18 protein-coding genes and 1 pseudogene are annotated in these 19,592 nt (G+C 65.2%); 8 read left to right on the forward strand and 11 right to left on the reverse strand.

The genetic code is table 11. From position 1 onward, the window contains the following. The 5 genes and pseudogenes from fabD to ABCV34_RS08395 all read right to left on the reverse strand — a co-directional run bounded on the left by fabD (window position 1) and on the right by ABCV34_RS08395 (window position 3,779). A complete protein-coding gene (fabD, locus tag ABCV34_RS08375) occupies window positions 1-933 on the reverse strand; it encodes an ACP S-malonyltransferase (RefSeq protein ID WP_345795773.1) in 933 nt (310 codons plus the stop codon). Between the two features lie 11 nt (window positions 934-944). Then, window positions 945-1,919 carry a beta-ketoacyl-ACP synthase III gene (locus ABCV34_RS08380; protein WP_345795774.1) on the reverse strand — a complete coding sequence of 325 codons (975 nt, stop codon included), beginning with the start codon at window positions 1,917-1,919 and terminating at the stop codon, window positions 945-947. 98 nt (window positions 1,920-2,017) lie between these two features. Continuing rightward, window positions 2,018-2,998, reverse strand: a pseudogene (gene plsX / locus ABCV34_RS08385) (phosphate acyltransferase PlsX); the annotation flags it as partial. Between the two features lie 28 nt (window positions 2,999-3,026). After that, on the reverse strand, window positions 3,027-3,209 hold the full coding sequence (gene rpmF, locus ABCV34_RS08390; protein ID WP_066455527.1) for a 50S ribosomal protein L32: 183 nt from the start codon (window positions 3,207-3,209) through the stop codon (window positions 3,027-3,029). A 63-nt stretch (window positions 3,210-3,272) separates the two neighbouring features. Then, window positions 3,273-3,779: a YceD family protein gene (locus ABCV34_RS08395; protein WP_345795775.1), complete on the reverse strand. Its 507-nt coding sequence runs from the start codon at window positions 3,777-3,779 to the stop codon at window positions 3,273-3,275. 150 nt (window positions 3,780-3,929) lie between these two features. Here ABCV34_RS08395 and ABCV34_RS08400 point away from each other — a divergent pair, with 150 nt between their 5' ends. Both ABCV34_RS08400 and ABCV34_RS08405 read left to right on the forward strand, forming a co-directional pair. Continuing rightward, complete coding sequence (locus ABCV34_RS08400) at window positions 3,930-4,514, forward strand: Maf family nucleotide pyrophosphatase (protein WP_345795776.1); 585 nt, start codon at window positions 3,930-3,932, stop codon at window positions 4,512-4,514. After that, window positions 4,514-5,224, forward strand: a complete 711-nt coding sequence (locus ABCV34_RS08405; protein ID WP_345798740.1) for an SAM-dependent methyltransferase — start codon at window positions 4,514-4,516, stop codon at window positions 5,222-5,224. The genes ABCV34_RS08400 and ABCV34_RS08405 overlap by 1 nt, the downstream gene beginning before the upstream one ends. 8 nt (window positions 5,225-5,232) lie before the next feature. Here ABCV34_RS08405 and ABCV34_RS08410 read toward each other — a convergent pair whose 3' ends face one another. Both ABCV34_RS08410 and ABCV34_RS08415 read right to left on the reverse strand, forming a co-directional pair. Next, entirely contained in the window at window positions 5,233-5,922 is a 690-nt protein-coding gene (locus ABCV34_RS08410) for an HAD-IA family hydrolase (RefSeq protein WP_345795777.1), read from the reverse strand. Window positions 5,923-5,956: 34 nt separating this feature from the next. Then, a complete protein-coding gene (locus tag ABCV34_RS08415; RefSeq protein ID WP_345795778.1) occupies window positions 5,957-6,916 on the reverse strand; it encodes an RluA family pseudouridine synthase in 960 nt (319 codons plus the stop codon). Window positions 6,917-7,395: 479 nt separating this feature from the next. Between ABCV34_RS08415 and ABCV34_RS08420 the strand changes: the two genes are divergently transcribed. Further along, window positions 7,396-10,269, forward strand: a complete 2,874-nt coding sequence (locus tag ABCV34_RS08420) for an Rne/Rng family ribonuclease (protein ID WP_345795779.1) — start codon at window positions 7,396-7,398, stop codon at window positions 10,267-10,269. Window positions 10,270-10,446: 177 nt separating this feature from the next. Here ABCV34_RS08420 and accD read toward each other — a convergent pair whose 3' ends face one another. The 4 genes from accD to ABCV34_RS08440 all read right to left on the reverse strand — a co-directional run bounded on the left by accD (window position 10,447) and on the right by ABCV34_RS08440 (window position 15,709). Then, the gene (gene accD, locus ABCV34_RS08425) at window positions 10,447-11,328 is read right to left on the reverse strand and encodes an acetyl-CoA carboxylase, carboxyltransferase subunit beta (protein WP_345795780.1); all 882 of its coding nucleotides are present in this window, start codon (window positions 11,326-11,328) and stop codon (window positions 10,447-10,449) included. A 2-nt stretch (window positions 11,329-11,330) separates the two neighbouring features. Further along, window positions 11,331-12,158, reverse strand: a complete 828-nt coding sequence (gene trpA, locus ABCV34_RS08430) for a tryptophan synthase subunit alpha (RefSeq protein WP_345795781.1) — start codon at window positions 12,156-12,158, stop codon at window positions 11,331-11,333. A 10-nt stretch (window positions 12,159-12,168) separates the two neighbouring features. After that, window positions 12,169-13,368, reverse strand: a complete 1,200-nt coding sequence (gene trpB, locus ABCV34_RS08435) for a tryptophan synthase subunit beta (RefSeq protein ID WP_345795782.1) — start codon at window positions 13,366-13,368, stop codon at window positions 12,169-12,171. Between the two features lie 142 nt (window positions 13,369-13,510). Continuing rightward, window positions 13,511-15,709 carry a bifunctional (p)ppGpp synthetase/guanosine-3',5'-bis(diphosphate) 3'-pyrophosphohydrolase gene (locus ABCV34_RS08440; RefSeq protein WP_345795783.1) on the reverse strand — a complete coding sequence of 733 codons (2,199 nt, stop codon included), beginning with the start codon at window positions 15,707-15,709 and terminating at the stop codon, window positions 13,511-13,513. Window positions 15,710-15,780: 71 nt separating this feature from the next. On the opposite strand from ABCV34_RS08440, the gene ABCV34_RS08445 reads away from it, so the two are divergent. The 5 genes from ABCV34_RS08445 (at window position 15,781) to nth (ending at window position 19,474) form a co-directional block, all read left to right on the forward strand. Then, on the forward strand, window positions 15,781-16,284 hold the full coding sequence (locus ABCV34_RS08445) for an NAD(P)H-dependent oxidoreductase (RefSeq protein ID WP_345795784.1): 504 nt from the start codon (window positions 15,781-15,783) through the stop codon (window positions 16,282-16,284). Between the two features lie 107 nt (window positions 16,285-16,391). Then, a complete protein-coding gene (gene fdxA / locus ABCV34_RS08450; RefSeq protein ID WP_345795785.1) occupies window positions 16,392-16,718 on the forward strand; it encodes a ferredoxin FdxA in 327 nt (108 codons plus the stop codon). A gap of 240 nt (window positions 16,719-16,958) precedes the next feature. Then, on the forward strand, window positions 16,959-18,176 hold the full coding sequence (phaZ, locus tag ABCV34_RS08455; RefSeq protein WP_345795786.1) for a polyhydroxyalkanoate depolymerase: 1,218 nt from the start codon (window positions 16,959-16,961) through the stop codon (window positions 18,174-18,176). 48 nt (window positions 18,177-18,224) lie between these two features. Continuing rightward, entirely contained in the window at window positions 18,225-18,836 is a 612-nt protein-coding gene (locus ABCV34_RS08460) for an RnfABCDGE type electron transport complex subunit B (RefSeq protein WP_345795787.1), read from the forward strand. Then, complete coding sequence (gene nth / locus ABCV34_RS08465; RefSeq protein WP_345795788.1) at window positions 18,833-19,474, forward strand: endonuclease III; 642 nt, start codon at window positions 18,833-18,835, stop codon at window positions 19,472-19,474. Before ABCV34_RS08460 ends, nth begins: the two co-directional genes overlap by 4 nt. Window positions 19,475-19,592: the final 118 nt, after the last annotated feature.

Here is a 19,592-nt window from a genome sequence, read left to right on the forward strand (position 1 = left end):
TCAGCCTCCCAGTGCTTCCAGCGTCCGTTGCAGAGACGCCGGATCGGTCACGTTGAACGTGACCAGTTCCCGATCGATACGCTTGACCAGACCGGACAGGACCTTGCCGGGGCCACACTCGACGAGGTGTGTGACGCCCTGCCGTTTCATCGCCTGGATGGTTTCCACCCAACGCACCGGATGCCAGGCCTGACGCACCAATGCATCACGGATGGCTGCCGGGTCCGTCGGCTGGGCGACATCGACATTATTGATCAAAGGCACGACCGGGGCCCGCAGGTCGATGCCAGCCAGCGTGCGTTCAAGCACCTCGGCCGCCGGTTTGAGCAGCCGGGAATGGAACGGCGCCGAGACCGGCAGGGTCACGGCGCGCTTGGCCCCGGCGGCGCGCGCCAGTTCGCAGGCGCGCTCGACCGCGGCAACATGGCCAGCGATCACGACCTGTGCCGGCGCGTTGTAATTGACCGCCTCGACCACCTGGTCGCCAGCCGCCTGCTCACAGGCCCGACGCACGGCATCGTCATCCAGGCCCAGGATGGCCGCCATACCGCCTTCCCCCACCGGGACGGCCGACTGCATGGCCTGCGCACGCACCCGGACCGTGCGCACGGCGTCCGCCAGGTCCAGGGATCCGGCAGCCACCAGGGCGGAATATTCGCCCAGGCTGTGGCCCGCCACCAAGGCTGGTGCCGACCCGCCCGCCTGCAGCCAGGCGCGGTACATCGCCACCGAGCACAGCAACATGGCCGGCTGGGTGTTGGTGGTCAGATTCAGGGCTTCGGCGGGGCCCTGGCCGATCAGACCCGTCAGGTCCTCGTCCAGCGCCTGGTTGCCCTGCAGCAGCGTCGCCTGGACGCCGGCGTCCAGCGCCCAGGCATCCATCATGCCGACGGTCTGAGAACCCTGGCCGGGAAAAACGAAAGCGATCTTCATGGGTACGAGCCTCAGAGTCTCACCAGGACGGAGCCCCAGGTGAAGCCGCCGCCCACGCCCTGCAGCAGGACCAGTTGGCCCGGCTGCAGGCGCCCGTCGCGCCAAGCGACATCGAATGCCAGCGGCACGCTGGCCGCCGATGTATTCGCGTGCCGGTCCAGCGTGACGATGAGCTTGTCCTCGGGCAGGCCGAGCTTGCGGCTGATGAAATTCAGGATGCGGATGTTGGCCTGATGCGGCACCATCCAGTCCAGATCGGACACCGCGACGCCGGCTTCCTCGCAGACCTCGTGCGCCGAGCGGGTGAGGGAATTGACCGCCAGCTTGAAGACCGCCTGGCCATCCATGCGCAGAAAGGGATCGCCGGTGACCTGTCCACCCACCACATTACCGGCCGCGTGGAGGATATGCTGCTGACGGCCATCGGCGTTCAAACGCGCGGCGAGAATGCCGGGTTTGTCCGAGGCGCTGAGCACCATGGCGCCCGCGCCGTCGCCAAACAGCACGCAGGTGCGGCGGTCGTTCCAGTCGAGGATATTGGAAAAGACCTCGGCGCCAATAACCAGGGCATGGCGCGCGCTGCCGGCGCGGATCAGCGCATCGGCGATCGTCATGGCATACACGAATCCGCTACAGACGGCCTGCACGTCGAAGGCGGCCGCGCCGCCGACGCCCAGATTGGCCTGCACCAGGCAGGCCGTGCTGGGAAAGATGAAATCGGGCGTGGATGTGGCGACGATGATCAGGTCGATGTCGCTGGCCTGCAGACCGGCACTGTCCAGCGCGGCACGGGCCGCGGCCGTGGCCAGCGTGCTGGTCTTGGTGCCCGGCTCGGCGATGTGGCGCTGGCGGATGCCGGTGCGTTCCATGATCCAGGCGTCGGAGGTTTCGACACCTCGTGTGGCCAGATCGGCAGCCAGATCGTCGTTACTGACGATGCGAGGGGGCAGATAGCCGCCCGTTCCGGTGATCCTGGCGTAAGGCATATCGATTCCGAAAAAAGAGACTAGACCGCTTGCGGGGCGTCGCCCGTCCGCGACGACGGTATCCGGCTGCGCAGAACATCGAGCCGCTGGATGGTCCCCTGGAGCAGGTCATTGAGAACCGCCTCGCGGGCGCGCAGCAGCGCCTGTCCGAAGGCATAGGCATCGGCGGAGCCGTGGCTCTTGATCACGATGCCGCGCAAGCCCAGCAAGGCGGCGCCATTGTAGCGGCGATTGTCGACCCGGGCCCGGAAGCGCTGCAGGACCGGCATAGCCGCGAGGCCCGCGGTCATGGTGAACACATTGCGACGGAATTCCTCGCGCATCATGGTGCTGATCATGCGCGCCAGGCCCTCGACGGATTTCAGGACCACGTTGCCGACGAAACCGTCGCAGACCACGACATCCACCGTACCCCTGAAGATATCGTCGCCTTCCACGTTGCCATAGAAATTCAGGCCACTGGTGCGCAGGAGTTCGGCGGCTTGCTTGACGACCTCGTTGCCCTTGATGAGTTCTTCGCCAATGTTCAGCAGCCCCACGGATGGTTGAGTCGTGCGATCCACCGCAGAAACCAGCGCAGCCCCCATGAGGCCGAACTGCAACAGATGTTCCGCCGAGCAATCGACGTTGGCACCCAGATCCAGGACCGTGGTCGCCCCGCCCTTCTGATTGGGCAGTGCTGTGGCGATGGCGGGCCGATCGATGCCGTCGAGCGTCTTCAGGACATAGCGAGAGATCGCCATCCAGGCACCGGTGTTGCCGGCTGACAGCGCCGCATCGGCGCGGCCATCCTTCACGGTCTGCACGGCCACCCGCATGGAGGAGTCCTTCTTGCGGCGCAAGGCGACTTCCACGGGGTCGTGCATGGTGACGACCTCGGATGCGTGCAGGATCTCGAACTGCCCGACGGGCGCGGCGTTCTGCTGCAGCGTCTGGCGGATCAGGGATTCATCGCCCACCAGCAGGCAGCGGGTATCGGGATGAGCCTGGACGAACGCCATCGCCGCCGGCACGGTGACCGGCAGGCCATGGTCGCCGCCCATGCAATCGATGGCGACGGTAATATTGCGATCGGGCATTGGGCGCGACTGAAACCGTGGCGCCGGATTACTCGTCGTTCTTGGTCTTCAGGACCTTGCGGCCACGATACACGCCGTTGGGGCTGATGTGGTGACGCAGATGCAGTTCACCCGTGGTCGGTTCGATCGCCGTGGCCGGGGCCACCAGAAAATCGTGCGAACGATGCATGCCGCGCTTGGACGGACTCTTTTTGTTTTGCTGAACAGCCATGATGACTCCTGTGATCGGGGCCGCTCATTGTAAAGTAAGCAAACCCGCATGTTGAATGAAAATTCAGTGTTTCCTGAGCTGTTCCAGTACGGCGAACGGCGAAGGTTTGGCCTGCCCCGGCCGAGGCGAACCATCGGATGCGTCCGGACAGACGTCATGCCGGGGCGCATAAGGCAGAACCAGAATCAGTTCGTCCTCGATGAGCGCCGGCACATCCAGGTGCCTGTCGGCCACCACGTATTCCGGACCGGGATCATCATCCTCGGTTTCCAGCGCGTCCATGGCTTCCAGCTGAGCCGTATCCCTGACCAACCCCAGGGTGTTGTCCACCCGCAGAGCCAGTTGAAAAGGCCTCATGCAGCGCTGGCAGATCACGCGGACATTGCCCTGCGCCCGCACGTCAAGCCACATCAGGCCAGACACGGCATCCTGCCGCCCTGCCAGGCACCAGGAAAACCCGGCATCCTGCGGCTCTGGCAGATCCTGGCACAAACGCGTGAATTCGCGAGCCACCACCGTGCCTTCCAGCACCTGGCCGGCGCGCGCAAATTCCAAAGCGTCGATGACCATGAGATCTGTTTTCCAGGGAAACTCTAGATTCTACTGAGCAATGGCGGGTGAAGTCAATTTGACCGTCCGCAGAAACCTGCCGACGATCACCTGGATCGCCCGAACAGGCGCGCAGTACACTTCCGATTCCCGTCCATTCCCGTCTTCACGATGCTCATTCTGGCCTCCAGCTCTCCCTATCGGCGCGAACTGCTGCAACGGCTGCGGCTGCCCTTCGAATCCCGATCACCGGACATCGACGAACGTCCGCATGCGGGCGAAACCCCACTGGACCTGGCGTTGCGGCTGGCACGGGAAAAGGCGGCGCGCATCGCGGCCGGGCAGCCCGGCGCCCTCGTGATCGGATCGGATCAGGTCGCCGTCTTCGCAGGCCAGTCCATCGGCAAACCCGGATCGCACGAGGCCGCGACCGCGCAGCTGCGCCAGTTCAGCGGGCAGACCGTCATCTTCCAGACGGCGGTCTGCGTCACGGACGGCCGACACCAACTGCTGGAATGCGTCCCGACGGAATGCGAATTCCTGCCACTGACCGCCGCGCAGATCGAACACTATCTGCACGCCGAACGCCCTTACGACACCGCGGGCAGCGCCAAGGCGGAAGCCCTGGGCATCGCCCTGATGGCCCGCATGCGCAGCGATGACCCCACCGCGCTGATCGGCTTGCCGCTCATCACTGTCTGCCGCATGCTGCGCGCCTTCGGCCTGGACCCCCTGCAACCCACACCCCTGCCCTGATCATGACCACTTTGCACCTTATCCCCGTCGGCCTGGGGCACTCGGCACCCGAGCACTGGCTGCCGCAGGCGGCCCGCGAGATCACCGTGCGGCTACGCTATTTCATTGCGGAAAACGCCAAGTCCGCCCGCGCCTTTCTCAAGCTCGTGGGGACCACCATTCCGCTGCAGGACATCACCATCCACACCCTGAAACCCGACAGCACCGCCGCGGAAATCCGCAGCTGGCTGGACGCGATACCGTCGGATCAGGACGTCGGCCTGGTATCCGAGGCGGGCTGTCCAGCGGTCGCCGACCCCGGCGCCCTGGTGGTTGCCCAAGCCCACGCCAAGGGCCTGCGGGTGGCGCCCTGGACGGGGCCGTCCTCGATCATGCTGGGACTCATGGCCAGCGGCCTGCAGGGCCAGCGCTTTGCATTCCACGGCTATGCGCCAGTCAAGGCTCACGAGCGCGATGCGCAGTTGCGCGCCTGGGAATCGGCTTCACACAAGCAGCAACAGACGCAGATCCTGATTGAAACACCCTATCGCAACGCGGCCCTGTTCGAAGCCCTGCTGGCGACGCTGCGCGAGACGACGCGGTTGTGCATCGCCAGCTCGCTGACCTGCGAGGATGAATCGATTCATACCCGCACGATCGCGCAATGGCGCAAGGCGGGGGCGCCGGACTTCGACAAGAAACCGACGCTGTTCCTGTTTCTGGCAAGCTGACGACGACGTCAACCCACACGTGCCCGGATCCACGCCTGCATGTCCGGCACCGTGTTGACGAGCGCCGTCGGCTGGGCGGATTCCAGCAGCGACGCCCGATGCGCCCCATAGGACACCGCCAGACTATCCACCTGAGCCGCGCGGGCCATCAGCACATCGTGCGTCGTGTCGCCCACCATCAGGACCGATTCCGGCGCCAGCGCCAGTTCGAACAGCAACTGCTCCAGCATGTCCGGATCCGGCTTGCCACGGGCCTCGTCGGCAGTGCGCGTCGCCTGAAAAATGCCCTGCAGCCCAAGCAACTGGATCGACCGGTCCAGCCCCAGGCGAGTCTTCCCGGTCGCCACCCCCAGAACCACGCCTTGCGCATGCAGATCGCGCAGCAACACCGCCTGCCCATCGAAAAGGGTCATATCCGACTGCAATCGCATGAAGTGGGATTTGTAGCGTTCGACGAAATGTTCCGCCTGGTCGCCCGTCAGGTCCGGCACCAGTTTGTACAAAGCCGCCTGCAGCGACAGCCCGATCACCCAGCCCGCCTCTTCGCGCGACGGTTCGCGCAGGCCCAGGTCGCGGCAGGCACCCAGCAAGGCACCGACGATATGATGGGTCGAATCCAGCAAGGTCCCGTCCCAGTCGAAGATGACAGCGCGATACCGCCCCGCCCGGGACAGACGGTCGGTGCGTTCCGGGCTCATGGGTTCAATCATTGTTTCCACAGGGCTTTCCATATCAGCGACTTCGTTGCTCGAGCCGGTCCAGCAATTCCTGACAGGCGGCGGGTAGCGGCGATTCCAGCACGAGCGGATCCCCGGTGACCGGATGGGGGATTTCCAGCCTGTGCGCATGCAGGAACATCCGCCGAAAGCCCTGCGCGAACAGATCGGCACGGATTTCGTCGCGGCCGTATTTTTCGTCGCCGGCAATGGGATGGCCCTGGGATGCCAGGTGTACCCGGATCTGATGGGTGCGCCCGGTGCGCAGTTCGGCCCCCACCAGGGAATAAGCGCCGCCATAGCGATGCCGCAGAGTCACGATGGTGTGCGCCGGTTTTCCCAGAGGATCCACGCGGACCCGGCGCTCGCCATCCGGCGTCAGGTATTTCAGGAGCGGCAGGCGAATGTGCTGGCGATCGTTCACCCAGTCGCCGACCACCAGGGCCAGATACTGTTTGCGTCCCTCGCTGCGCCGCATCATGTCATGCAATGCCACCAGCGCCTTGCGGCTACGCGCCACCATCAGCACACCGGATGTTTCCCGGTCCAGACGATGGGCGAGTTCGAGCAGACGCTCTTCGGGGCGCGCCGACCGAAGCTGCTCGATGACCCCGAACGAAATGCCGCTGCCGCCATGGACGGCCACACCCGCCGGCTTGTCGAGGACGAGCAGATGGGCGTCCTCGTAGAGAACTGGAAAGGTGGCGGCGGGCACCGGCGGCCGGGCAGCCGGGTCTGGCATCCGCAAGGGCGGTATCCGCACGCAATCGCCGGGCTCGAGGCGGGTTTCGGCACGGCAGCGCCCCTTGTTGACCCGCACCTGGCCGTCCCGGATGGCCTTGTAGAGATGGCTTTTGGGCACGCCTTTGGTCAGGCGCAGCAAAAAATTGTCCAGTCGCTGACCAGCCGATTCCGCGTCCACCACGACCTGGCGAACGGAGGGTCTGTCATCCGGTGAAACAACAATTTTGCGCATAGGGAAAAGCGTCATATAATCGCAACAGCCTATGAAGGCCGAAAACCGTCCTACGTAGAGACGCAATGGATGCATCTCCGTCGGGCCCCGCAGGGACTCTATTGTACTGCCTGGATTTCGGCCTCCGGGTCCTGGGTCGCCGGTACTGTCCTGGTTCTCTCTTCCGCTCCATCATGTTGAACAGAAGAATCGACAGCCTGCCGCGTGCGACGCTGCAGATTTCTGCTCGCTCTTCCGCACCGAACGCCGCCATTCGCGCGTTCGCCGTTCACAGCAACTTTTTGTCAACCACAATCGTGCCCTTGACCTCCCTGCTGACAGAACCTCGCGCTCACCAGCGCGCCGTGCCACTCACCCCGGAGACTGGCGCGGCCTGATTTCGTCCGCAGCCACCTCCCCGCAGACTGCCGCATTGCACACCGAGTGACCCGTGGTCGTGCGCCGAACCCGGCGCGCCATGACAACGGAGAAACCCACTCATGAAACGCATGCTATTCAATGCGACGCACCAAGAAGAACTACGCGTCGCCATTGTCGATGGCCAGAAATTGATCGATCTGGATATCGAAACCGCCGGGCGCGAACAGCGCAAAGGCAACATCTACAAAGGCGTCATCACCCGCATCGAACCCGGTCTGGAAGCCTGCTTCGTCAGCTATGGCGAAGAACGGCACGGCTTTCTGCCCTTCAAGGAAGTCGCCCGCAGCTACTTCAAAGACGGCGTGGATGTGCGCACGGCGCGCATCCAGGACGCACTGACCGAAGGTCAGGAACTCATCATCCAGGTCGAAAAAGAAGAACGCGGCAACAAGGGCGCCGCCCTGACCACGTTCATCTCGCTGGCTGGACGCTACCTGGTTCTGATGCCGAACAATCCGCGCGGGGGCGGCGTCTCGCGCCGCGTCGAAGGCGAGGACCGCCAGGAACTGCGCGACACCATGGATCAGCTGGAAATCCCCTCCGGCATGAGCATGATCGCCCGCACGGCAGGCATCGGCCGCAGCGTGGAAGAACTGCAATGGGACCTGAACTACCTGATGCAGCTCTGGACCGCCATTGACGGCGCCGCCAAGGAAAACAAGGCACCGATCCTGATCTACCTGGAATCCAGCCTGGTGATCCGCGCCATCCGCGATTATTTTTCGCCCGAGATCGGCGAGATCCTGATCGATACCGACGACATCCACGATCAGGCCACCGCATTCATGAGTGTGGTGATGCCCGACAACGTCAACCGCGTGAAGCGCTACCGCGACGACGTCCCCCTGTTTTCCCGCTTCCAGATCGAACACCAGATCGAGACGGCCTATTCCCGCACGGTTACGCTGCCCTCGGGTGGCGCCATCGTGATCGACCATACCGAAGCGCTGGTCGCCGTGGACGTGAACTCCGCACGTTCGACACGCGGCGCCGACATCGAGGAAACCGCTCTGCGCACCAACGTCGAAGCGGCCGACGAAGTCGCCCGCCAGTTGCGCCTGCGCGACCTGGGCGGCCTGATCGTGATCGATTTTATCGACATGGAAGAAACCAAGAACCAGCGCGCCGTCGAAACACGCCTGCGCGATGCGCTGCATTTCGACCGCGCACGCGTGCAGATGGGCAAGATCTCGCGCTTCGGCCTGATGGAACTGTCCCGCCAACGCCTGCGCCCCGCCCTGAACGAAGGCTCGCATGTCACCTGCCCGCGCTGCACCGGCACCGGCGTGATCCGCGACGCCGAATCCAGCGCCCTTCACGTCCTGCGCCTGCTGCAGGAAGAAGCCATGAAGGAAGGCACGGCCGCCCTGCACGCCCAGGTACCCGTCGATGTGGCGACGTTCCTGCTGAATGAAAAGCGCCGCGACATCAGCCAGATCGAGTCGCGCCTGAAGGTCAATCTGGTGCTGATTCCCAACAAATCGCTGGAAACGCCACACCATCACATCGAACGCCTGCGCCACGACGACCCGCGCCTGGACGAGAACAAGACCAGCTTCGAACTGGTCCAGGAGCCGGAAGAAAAACTGATCTGGCAACCGAACAAGGCCCAGGAAACCAAGGCCCGTCCGGAAGCCCTGGTCAAGGGCATCCAGCCGGCCGAGCCCGCGCCGCCCCACGTCGAACGGCCCACCAAGGCCACCGTGCCAGAGGCCAGCCCTGTGGCTACGCCCGCCACCGGCACCTCGGGCGGCCTGATCAAGCGCATCCTGGGTTGGCTGACCGGCACCGCCCCATCCACAGTCCAGACGCAGGAAACGCCGGCAGCGCAGGCCACCCCGGCCCGCCACGAGGACGGACGCCGCCGCAACGGTGCCGGCCGCAACGGTCGTCGCCCGGATCAGCGCTCCGGTGGCCGAACCGAGCGTCCTGCGCGAGCGGAAAAATCCGAACAGCCGGAACGCGGCGAGCGCCAGGAACGGCCGGCTGACAGCCGTGGCGGTTCGCGACGCGAGCGCCCGGCCGAAGAACGCGCCGCGCAACAGACGGCGAAACCCGTGGTCGGCGACGAAGCCCCGCAGGACACGACGGAACCGCGCCGCAACCGCAACCGGCGTGGTCGTGGCCGCGCGCATGGCGAAGACACGCAGGATCAGGCCGGCATCGAAGCCGTCGCCCTGACGGCGGCCGCTTCGGAAGCCCTGCCGGTGTCCGAGCCAACCCCCGCCCCGCAAGCGCCCCGGGTCGCCCTGGAACCGATCGATGACGATCTGCTGGAAGACACCACCGTTGCCGGTCCGGCCGTGGACGTGGACACCGACGGCAGCCTGGATACACCCGATCCGGAACGCAAGCGCCGCCGCCGTCGTGGTCGCCGTGGTCGCCGTGGCACCGAGGCTGGCGAATCCCTGTCGGCCGAAGGCCAGGACATGACGTCGGAACAGGACGCGGACATCGAGACGCATGAAACACCGCGCTTCGATCCCGAGGCCCTCGACGCACAGGCACAGGCCCTGGCACACGCCGAGGAAACCCCTCAAGCACGCGAACAGTCGGACCAGCCAGCACCGACGGTGACGATCCACGAGCAGGCTCCCGCCCCGGCACTGCAGGCGGAACTCCCACCCGAAGAGGTCAAGGCCGAAGCTTTGCCCGAGACAGCCGAAGAACCCGCGCCAGCCGCCCAGGCGACCGCCGCCGCGTCCCACACCCCGGCACCCGCGGTGACCGTACAGGATCGGGGCACTCACCCTATCGTCCTGCCACCCATCGACGAATCGCTGCAGGCCGCTGGCATGCAGATGGTGGAAACGCGGGCCAGCTCGGCGTCGTCCTACACGCCGCCGGCCACGCCCAAGCCCCTGGGGCGCGCGCGCAAGACGGTCACCAAAGAGCAGGATGAACCCCTACAACAGGTGGAAACCACGCACTGAGTCGCGGTGGAAAGGCCACCCTCCCCGGGGGGTGGCCTACCGGCCCTACCGTCGCCAGTCCTTGGGTCCACATCCAGGCAGCGATACGACAGCCACCAAAAAAATCCCGGATCAGTTTATCGACTGATCCGGGATTTTTTTGCCGCTGGGCCGGGCCAACGGGGAAATCCGCGAGTCTCAGGCCGCCTTGGCGACGACCTCGATCGGCTGGCGCGTGAACAGCGCCAGCAGGTGGGCCAGTTCGGCCCGCATTTCGCGCCGGTCGATCACCATGTCGATGGCGCCCTTGGACAGCAGGAACTCGGACCGCTGGAAACCTTCGGGCAGCTTCTCGCGCACGGTCTGTTCGATCACACGCGGACCCGCGAAGCCGATCAGGGCATTCGGTTCGGCGATGACCACGTCGCCCATGAAGGCGAAGGAGGCGGAAACCCCGCCCATGGTCGGGTCGGTCAGGACGCTGACGAACGGCAGCCCCGCTTCGGACAACTGATGCAGCATGGCCGTGGTTTTCGCCATCTGCATCAGGGAAAACAGGGATTCCTGCATGCGCGCGCCGCCGGATGCCGAGACGCAGATGAACGGCATGCGGCGATCGATGGCTTCCTGGACACCTCGGGCGAAGCGCTCGCCCACGACCGAGCCCATCGAGCCGCCCATGAAGGCGAATTCGAAGCAGGCCAGCACGGCTGGCACCGACAGCACCGTTCCACTCATGACCACCATCGCTTCGGATTCCCCGGTCTGCTTGATCGCTTCGCTGAGCCGTTCCGGGTATTTACGCGAATCCTTGAACTTCAGCGGATCTATCGGGCGGGTCTGGCTGCCGATCTCGGTGCGGCCTTCCCGGTCCAGCAAGGCATCGATCCGGGCGCGGGCCCCGATGCGCATGTGATGGCTGCATTTCGGGCAGACGTTCAGCGTCGCCAGCAGGTCTTCCTTGTAGAGGACGGATTCACACGAGGGGCATTTGACCCACAACCCCTCGGGCACGCGTTTGGACGCGGAATCGCTCTGGCGATTGATGCGCGGAGGCAGGATTTTTTCGAACCAGCTCATGTTCAACCTTTCTGAATGTGGTCGAGGGCCTGGCGGACTTCAGCCAGCCATGCGGCGGCCGCGTCGATAGCCGCCTGCGGGCCATCCCGGCGCGAGGCCTCTTCGATGATTTGAATGAGTTTGCTGCCGATGACCACGGCATCGGTATGCGGTGCCAGTCGTGCCGCGCTAGCGGCATCACGGATGCCGAAGCCTACACCCACCGGAATCGACACGTGGCGCCGGATCGTGGTCAGATGCCGGGCCACGTCATCCGTATCCAGGTACCCGGCGCCGGTCACGCCTTTCAGGGACACGTAGTACACATAGCCCCGCGCCAGCCTGGCGACCTGGTCCATCCGGGATTCAGTGGACGTGGGTGCCAGCAGATAGATCGGATCGACCCCCGCCGCAGTCAGCGCGGCCGCGAAATCGGCGGATTCCTCTGGGGTGTAATCCACCACCAGAACGCCATCCACGCCGGCCTGGGCGGCCCGTTGCACGAAGGCGTCGCGCCCCATGCATTCGATCGGATTGGCGTAGCCCATCAGAACGACCGGGGTATTCGCATCCTGACGGCGGAATTCGACGACGAGTTCCAGTACGCGCGTCAGGCTGACGCCAGCCGCGATGGCGCGTTCACCGGCCTGCTGGATCACGGGACCATCGGCCATGGGGTCGGAGAATGGCACGCCGAGTTCAATGACATCGGCGCCGGCCGTCACCAGCGCGTGCATGAGCGCAGGAGTGGAGCCGGCGAGCGGGTCGCCCGCCGTGACGTAGGGGATCAATGCGGTGCGCCCGGACAGCGCGCCAAAACAGTTTGCCAAGCGAAGATTCGATGCGGTCAAGGCGCAACTCCTAAAGCGTGATGCCGCTTAATTTGGCTACGGTATCCATGTCCTTGTCGCCGCGACCCGACAGATTGACCAGGATGATCTGGTCACGCGCCAGGGTGGGCGCAAGTTTGGTCGCATAGGCGATTGCATGGGCGGATTCCAGCGCCGGCATGATGCCTTCGATGCGGCAGCAGTCGTGGAACGCGGCCAGAGCCTCGCGATCGGTGATGCCGACATACTGGGCCCGGCCGGAATCCTTCAGCCAGGCGTGTTCCGGCCCGACGCCGGGATAATCCAGGCCGGCGGAAATCGAATGGGTTTCAGTGATCTGGCCGTTGGCATCCTGCAGCAGATAGGTGCGGTTGCCGTGCAGCACCCCGACCACGCCCCGGTTCAGGGACGCGGCATGATGCCCGCTGTCCAGGCCTTCGCCGGCGGCTTCGACGCCAACCAGGCGCACGGATTCGTGTTCGATGTACGGATGGAAAATGCCGATGGCGTTCGATCCCCCGCCCACAGCGGCCACGATGTAATCGGGCTGCCTGCCGGCATCGCGCGGCATCTGTTCCAGGCATTCACGCCCGATGATGGTCTGGAAATCGCGCACCATCAGTGGATACGGATGCGGGCCGGCGACCGTGCCGATGATGTAGAAGGTGTTTTCGACGTTGGTCACCCAATCGCGCATGGCCTCGTTGAGGGCGTCCTTCAGGGTGCGCGAGCCAGATTCCACCGGGACCACCGTGGCGCCCAGCAGCTTCATGCGGTAGACATTCGACGCCTGACGGCGCACGTCCTCGCTGCCCATGTACACCACGCACTCCAGGCCATAGCGGGCAGCCACGGTGGCGCTCGCCACCCCGTGCTGTCCGGCACCGGTTTCGGCGATGACGCGCGGCTTGCCCATGCGGCGCGCCAGCAGCGCCTGGCCAATGCAGTTGTTGACCTTGTGGGCGCCAGTGTGATTCAGATCTTCGCGCTTGAACCAGATCTGCGCGCCGCCAAGACGTTCGGACCAGCGCCGCGCGTGATACACGGGGCTGGGGCGGCCGACGAAGTGTTCCAGTTCGTCGGCGAATTCGCGCAAGAATTCCGGGTCGTCGCGATAGTGTTCATAGGTCTCGCGCAGGGCATCCAGCGCGTGCACCAGGGTTTCGGCCACGAACGAACCGCCAAACTGGCCGAAATGCCCGTGGACATCCGGCAAATGATAGGGTTTCAAATCCAGACTCGCTTCAAAGGTGCCCGATCGGGGCGGTCAGACCACACCGGTCAGCCAAAAGATCATTTTAGCAGCGCGGACAGACGACACACGTCGCCCGTCCCGTCGCCGTTGTATCCCCGGCGGGGAATCCGCCACCCTGTCACTGGCGGCTGGCCTGGACCCCCGACAGCTCGTTGACCGCGTCCAGCGCCTGGCGGATCTGGGCGCCGTCCCGCACCTCGATGGTGAACACCATGTGAGCCAGCGACCGGCGGCTGTGCGTGGTGACCCGCACCACCCGCAGGCGCAGGCGCGCAAAGACTTCGGACAGATCACGCAGCAGATTGGGCCGATCCTGGGCATGGATGCTGAGATCGACCGGATACAGCGCCTGCCCCGTATCCCCCCAGGCCACCTGGATGCAGCGTTCAGGGTGGCGCTGCGCCAACACGGCCCAGGATGCGCAGTCACTGCGGTGGATGGAAACCCCCCGGCCCCGGGTGACGAAACCCTCGATGGCGTCCGGCGGCGCCGGACGGCAGCAACGCGCCAGTTGTGTCAGCAAGGAATCGACCCCCACCACCAGCACCCCGCTTTTGCCCGTGCGCGCCACGCTGCCGGCATCACTGGCATACACGCGAGCGGCATCGGCGGGCGCCTGGGCTGGTTCGGGCTCGCGAAACACCTGGTCGATCTGCCGCAGGCTGAATTCTTCTTTTGCGGCGGCCACGTACAGATCGTCGGCCCGGGCGAACCCCAGTTGCTGGGCCAGGTGTTCCTGATTGACGGCCGTCCGGCCCAGCCGCTGCAGCTCTTTTTCGACCAGCGTCTGCCCCTGGGCGATGCGCTGCTGCAGTTCCACCGCGTTGAACCAGGCCCGGACCTTGGACCGGGCACGCGGGCTGGCCAGGTAGTTCAGCTGGGGATTGAGCCAGTCACGCGACGGCCCGCCGGATTTCGCGGCGATGATCTCCACCGTCTGGCCTGTCCGCAGCGGTGTGGACAGCGGCACCATCTGCCCATCCACCCGCGCCCCCCGGCAGCGATGACCCAGATCGGTATGCAGCAGATAGGCGAAATCGACCGGCGTGGCACCTTCCGGCAACTCCAGCACCCGGGCCTGCGGGGTCATCACGTAGATGTGCCGATCGCCGTGCGGAATTTCGGGTGCCGGCGCGGCGCCGCCGTCTTCCTTCCAGGCCAGCAACTGGCGCATCCAGGAGATCTTCTGATCGTAGTCACCGGAGGCCGAAACCTGTCCGCCCCGGGCACCGGCTTCCTTGTAGCGCCAGTGCGCCGCCATACCGAACTCGGCGAACTGGTGCATGTCCTGGGTGCGGATCTGCACCTCGAAGGCCCGCCCCTGGGCATCGGCCACGACCGTGTGCAGCGACCGGTAGCCATTGGGCTTGGGCCGGGCAATATAGTCGTCGAACTCGTCGGGCACCGGCGTCCACAGGGCATGGACCAGGGCCAGCACCGCATAGCAGGTCCGTTCATCGGCCACGATGACACGCAGAGCCCGCAGATCGAACAGTTGCTGGAATTCCAGATGCTTGATCCGCATCTTGTTCCAGATGCTGTAGATGTGTTTGGGCCGGCCGCTGATGTCGGCCTGGATGTGCGATTCGTCCAGGGCCGCCTGCAACCGGGCCACGACGTCCTCGATGAAGGCTTCGCGCTCGGCGCGTTTTTCCTCGAGCTGGAGGGCGATGGCCTTGTAGGTGTCGGGCTCCAGGAAACGAAAGGAGAGGTCCTCCATTTCCCATTTGAGCTGCCAGATACCCAGCCGATTGGCCAGCGGAGTGTACAGCGCCATGGTTTCACGGGCGAATGCGGGGGGACAGGGCGTCCGTGTGGCCGCATGCCATCGCAGCGACTGCAGGCGCGACGCCAGGCGCAGCAGGACAATGCGCAGGTCGGCGGCCATCGCCAGCAGCATCTTGCGCTGCATTTCCTTCTGGTCGGCGCCGGAGTCGCCTCCGGCGCGTCCCGCCATGGCCCCCAGATGCAGCAATGCCCGCACGCCCTGCACCAGGGTCGTGATTTCCGGCCCGAAAGCCTTGCGCAGGGGATCGGAGCGCGCCACATCGCCCGCCGGCACCGGCTGCACCGCCAGCAGCGCCGCCGCCCGCGTGGCGGCATCCGACCCCAGATCCCGCAGGATCAGCGCGACTGCCGCGCAATGGGAATCCAGCGGTTCGCCCGTGCTGGCCCGTACCTGGCGCAGCGGTTCCCGCACCCAGTCGACCGCCTGCCGCAGCAATGCGCCGCCGGCGGCGTCCAGCCCCCGTGAGGCGGCCTGGAACCATTCCGGGTTGAAGGGATCGGTAAGAACCGTTTGCGAGGGAACGCTCATGACGACTGAAAATGGCTCGGTGCACACCACCCCTCTATACTACTTGAGTCATTCCCCTTGCGTGCGCACCCATGGCCCAACGCCTGCTGATCATCTGGCATTCACGCACAGGCGCCGCCCGGCAGATGGCGGATGCCGCCGCCGTGGGCGCACGCGCCGTGGCCGACGAACTCCAGGCCGGCGGCCGGTTCGATCTGCGGGTCAGCCCGGCGGCCGAGGTACAGCCGGCCGATCTGCTGGCCGCCGACGGCTACCTGTTCGCCACCCCCGAGAACCTGGCCGCCCTGAGCGGCGCCATGAAGGAATGCCTGGATCGCAACTACTACGCCGTCCTGGATCGGCTCAATGGCCGCCCTTACGGCCTGATCATCACCGCCGGCTCGGACGGCGACGGCGCCAGGCGTCAGCTGGAGCGTATCTGCACCGGCTGGCGCCTGAACCTGATTGCACCTGCCTTGATCGTGCCGATGCACGCCCAGACTCCCGAAGCCATCCTGGCCCCCAAGACCGTCCCGGCCGAATGGCTCGATCGCGGCGCTGAACTGGGCGGCACCCTGGCGGCCCTGTTGCTGTGATCGCCTCCACCCCTGACCGCATATCGGGCTCTCCGGGTTCTCCCTGCCAAATTCGGTAAAATCCCGGGAGGCCCTTTTCAGGTCCCTGTTTGCCTGCCGGAGCACCCATGACCCACGTCGTCACCGAAAACTGTATCAAATGTAAATTTACCGACTGCGTCGATGTTTGTCCGGTGGACTGTTTCCGCGAAGGGCCCAACTTCCTGGTGATCGATCCCGAAGAATGCATCGACTGCGCCGTCTGCGTGCCCGAATGTCCCGCCAACGCCATCTTCGCCGAAGAAGACGTGCCGCAGGACCAGGTCGATTTCATCCCGCTGAATGCGGAACTGTCCCCCGAATTCAAGCCCATCAACCGCTCGATCGCCGCCCTGGACGGCGCCGACGACTGGAACGGCGTGGCCGACAAGCTCAAATACCTCGAACGCGCCTGATCGCCACCGAACCGGACAACATCCGACACGAAGCACCACCCACACGCCCAAAACGGATTGGCTTACGTGAATCGCGTCGGCCTGTCCGTTGTCTGCAAAAGCCCACATTTCGATCCCCGGAATCACAAATTCCGGGTATTTACCGTAGCGCATAGTAACGATTACCGGTAACTTAAACCTGCAGACCCCATAGTCCGGCGCACGATCTGCGCCGGGGCAGACCGACCGGAACGCACCACCATGCTGTACGACCTCCATGAGCTGCAACGCTCCCTCCTCGCTCCGTTTACCGCCTTCACGGAAACGGGATCCCAACTCTTTTCCAATCCTTACAGTCCGCTGGCCTACACGCCGCTGTCCCGCCAGTTCGCGGCCGCCTACGAACTGGCCCACCGCGTGGGCAAGGACTACCAGAAACCCGCCTGGAACCTGCCATTCACCACGATCGATGGGCGTGAAACCGCCGTCCACGAAGACATCGCGCTGGCCCAGCCATTCTGCCACCTGGTGCACTTCCGCCGCGAAACCACCCGGCAGGACCCCCGTGTCCTGTTGGTGGCCCCCCTGTCGGGCCACCATGCCACCCTGCTGCGCGACACGGTCCGTGCGCTGCTGCCCAGCCACGACGTCTACGTCACCGACTGGATCGACGCACGCATGGTCCCGATCGCCGATGGCACCTTCGGCCTGGACGACTACGTCCACTATATCCAGGCGTTTCTGGTTCACTTGGGCCCGGACACCCATGTGATTTCCGTCTGCCAGCCCACCGTGCCGGTCCTGGCCGCGGTTTCCCTGCTGGCCAGTACCGATGCGCCCTGTCAGCCACGCACCATGATCATGATGGGCGGTCCCATCGACACGCGCCGGTCCCCCACTCAGGTCAACCGGCTGGCGACGACGAAACCCTACGCCTGGTTCGAGGACAACCTGATCCACCGCGTCCCGCCCCGTTATGTGGGCGCCGGGCGGCTGGTCTACCCCGGGTTCCTGCAGCACGCCGGCTTCGTTGCCATGAACCCGGATCGTCACGTGAAATCCCATTACGATTTCTACCTGGACCTGCTGCGCGGCGACGACAGCGACGCGCAAGCCCACCGCCGCTTCTACGACGAATACAATGCCGTGCTGGACATGCCGGCGCAGTTCTACCTGGACACAATCCGCACCGTGTTTCAGGAATTCCGCCTGCCGCGCGGTACCTGGACAATCGACGGCCAGCTCGTCGAACCCACCGCGATCCGCAAGACCGCCCTGCTGACGATCGAGGGCGAACTGGACGACATTTCAGGCGAAGGCCAGACCCACGCGGCGCACGATCTGTGCGCCAGCCTGCCCGATGGCATGCGCGAAGCGCACACCGCCGCCGGTTGCGGTCATTACGGCATTTTCTCAGGGCGCCGCTGGCGCGCGCAGATCTGTCCTAAAATCTCCTCGTTCATCCGCGCGCACGCCTGAACCGCCCTGTCAGGGCCGCCGGGGCTCGCGCCCCGGCCTTCCTTTGCCATGTCTTCACTGATCGACGCCCTCGATGCCCTGTTGCCGCAAACGCAGTGCACACAATGCGGCTATGACGGCTGCCGCCCCTATGCGCAAGCCATGGCGCAGGGGCTGGCCGACACCAATCGCTGTCCCCCGGGCGGGCCACGAACGATCGAAGCACTGTCGCATCTGCTGGACCGCCCCGCGCATCCCCTTGACCCGGACTGCGGGACCCACCAGCCTTTTCGCGTTGCCCTCATCGACGAGGAACACTGCATCGGCTGCACCCTGTGCATTCAGGCCTGTCCGGTCGACGCCATCCTGGGCGCCAATCAGAGCATGCATACGGTGATCGCGGACGACTGCACCGGCTGCGAACGCTGCGTGACCCCCTGCCCCGTGGACTGCATCACGATGGTCCCCGCCGGACGTGACTGGACCCCCGAAGACGCCGGCGCGGCCCGGCAGCGCTACCAGGCCCGCAACACCCGGCTGCTGGGCCGGCACGCCGAGTCGGCGGGCCCCGCCGCCCGCACGCTGGCCAACAAGCCGGCGCTGGCCACCCCATCCGACGATCACGACAAACAGGATCGCATCGCCCAGGCTCTGGCCCGCGCGCGCGCACGGCGATCATGAAGCGCGCCGCCGTCGAAGAATGCTTCCGCCGCCTGCGCGAGGCCAACCCGGAACCCAGGACCGAGCTGGAATATGGCAGTACCTTCCAGTTGCTGATCGCCGTCATGCTCTCGGCCCAGGCCACCGACCGCTCGGTCAACCTGGCAACCCGCAAGTTCTTCCCCGAACACGGCACACCCGAAGGCCTGCTCGCACTCGAAGAGGCCGGACTGTCGGATGCCATCCGCACCATCGGCCTGTACAAGACCAAGGCGCGCAACGTCATCCGCACCTGCGAGCTGCTGCTGGAACGCCACGGCGGCCAGGTTCCGGACCGCCGCGAAGACCTGGAAGCCCTGCCCGGCGTCGGCCGCAAGACCGCCAATGTCATCCTGAACACCGCCTTTCGCCAGCCCACCATGGCGGTCGATACCCACATCTTTCGCGTAGCCAACCGCACGGGCATCGCCCCCGGCAAGACCGTCCTGGCCGTCGAACAGGCGCTGTTGCGGCGCGTTCCCAAAGACTATCTGCTGGATGCGCACCACTGGCTGATTCTTCATGGCCGCTACGTCTGCGTGGCGCGCAAGCCAAAATGCCCGCAATGCATCCTGAGCGATCTGTGCGAATACCCGGACAAGACCCGCCCGGGGGACTGACGGACGACCCATTTCAGGGCCGGCGCCCGCATCAGACCCGGTTGTCGCCGACCGCGATGCGGTCACAGCATGACGCAACGCAACAAACAGCGAAACCGGCCCGACAACCCTGTAAAAC

Origin of the sequence: Castellaniella sp. MT123, from assembly GCF_039614765.1 — a bacterium.
Taxonomy (GTDB): Bacteria; Pseudomonadota; Gammaproteobacteria; order Burkholderiales; family Burkholderiaceae_B; genus Castellaniella.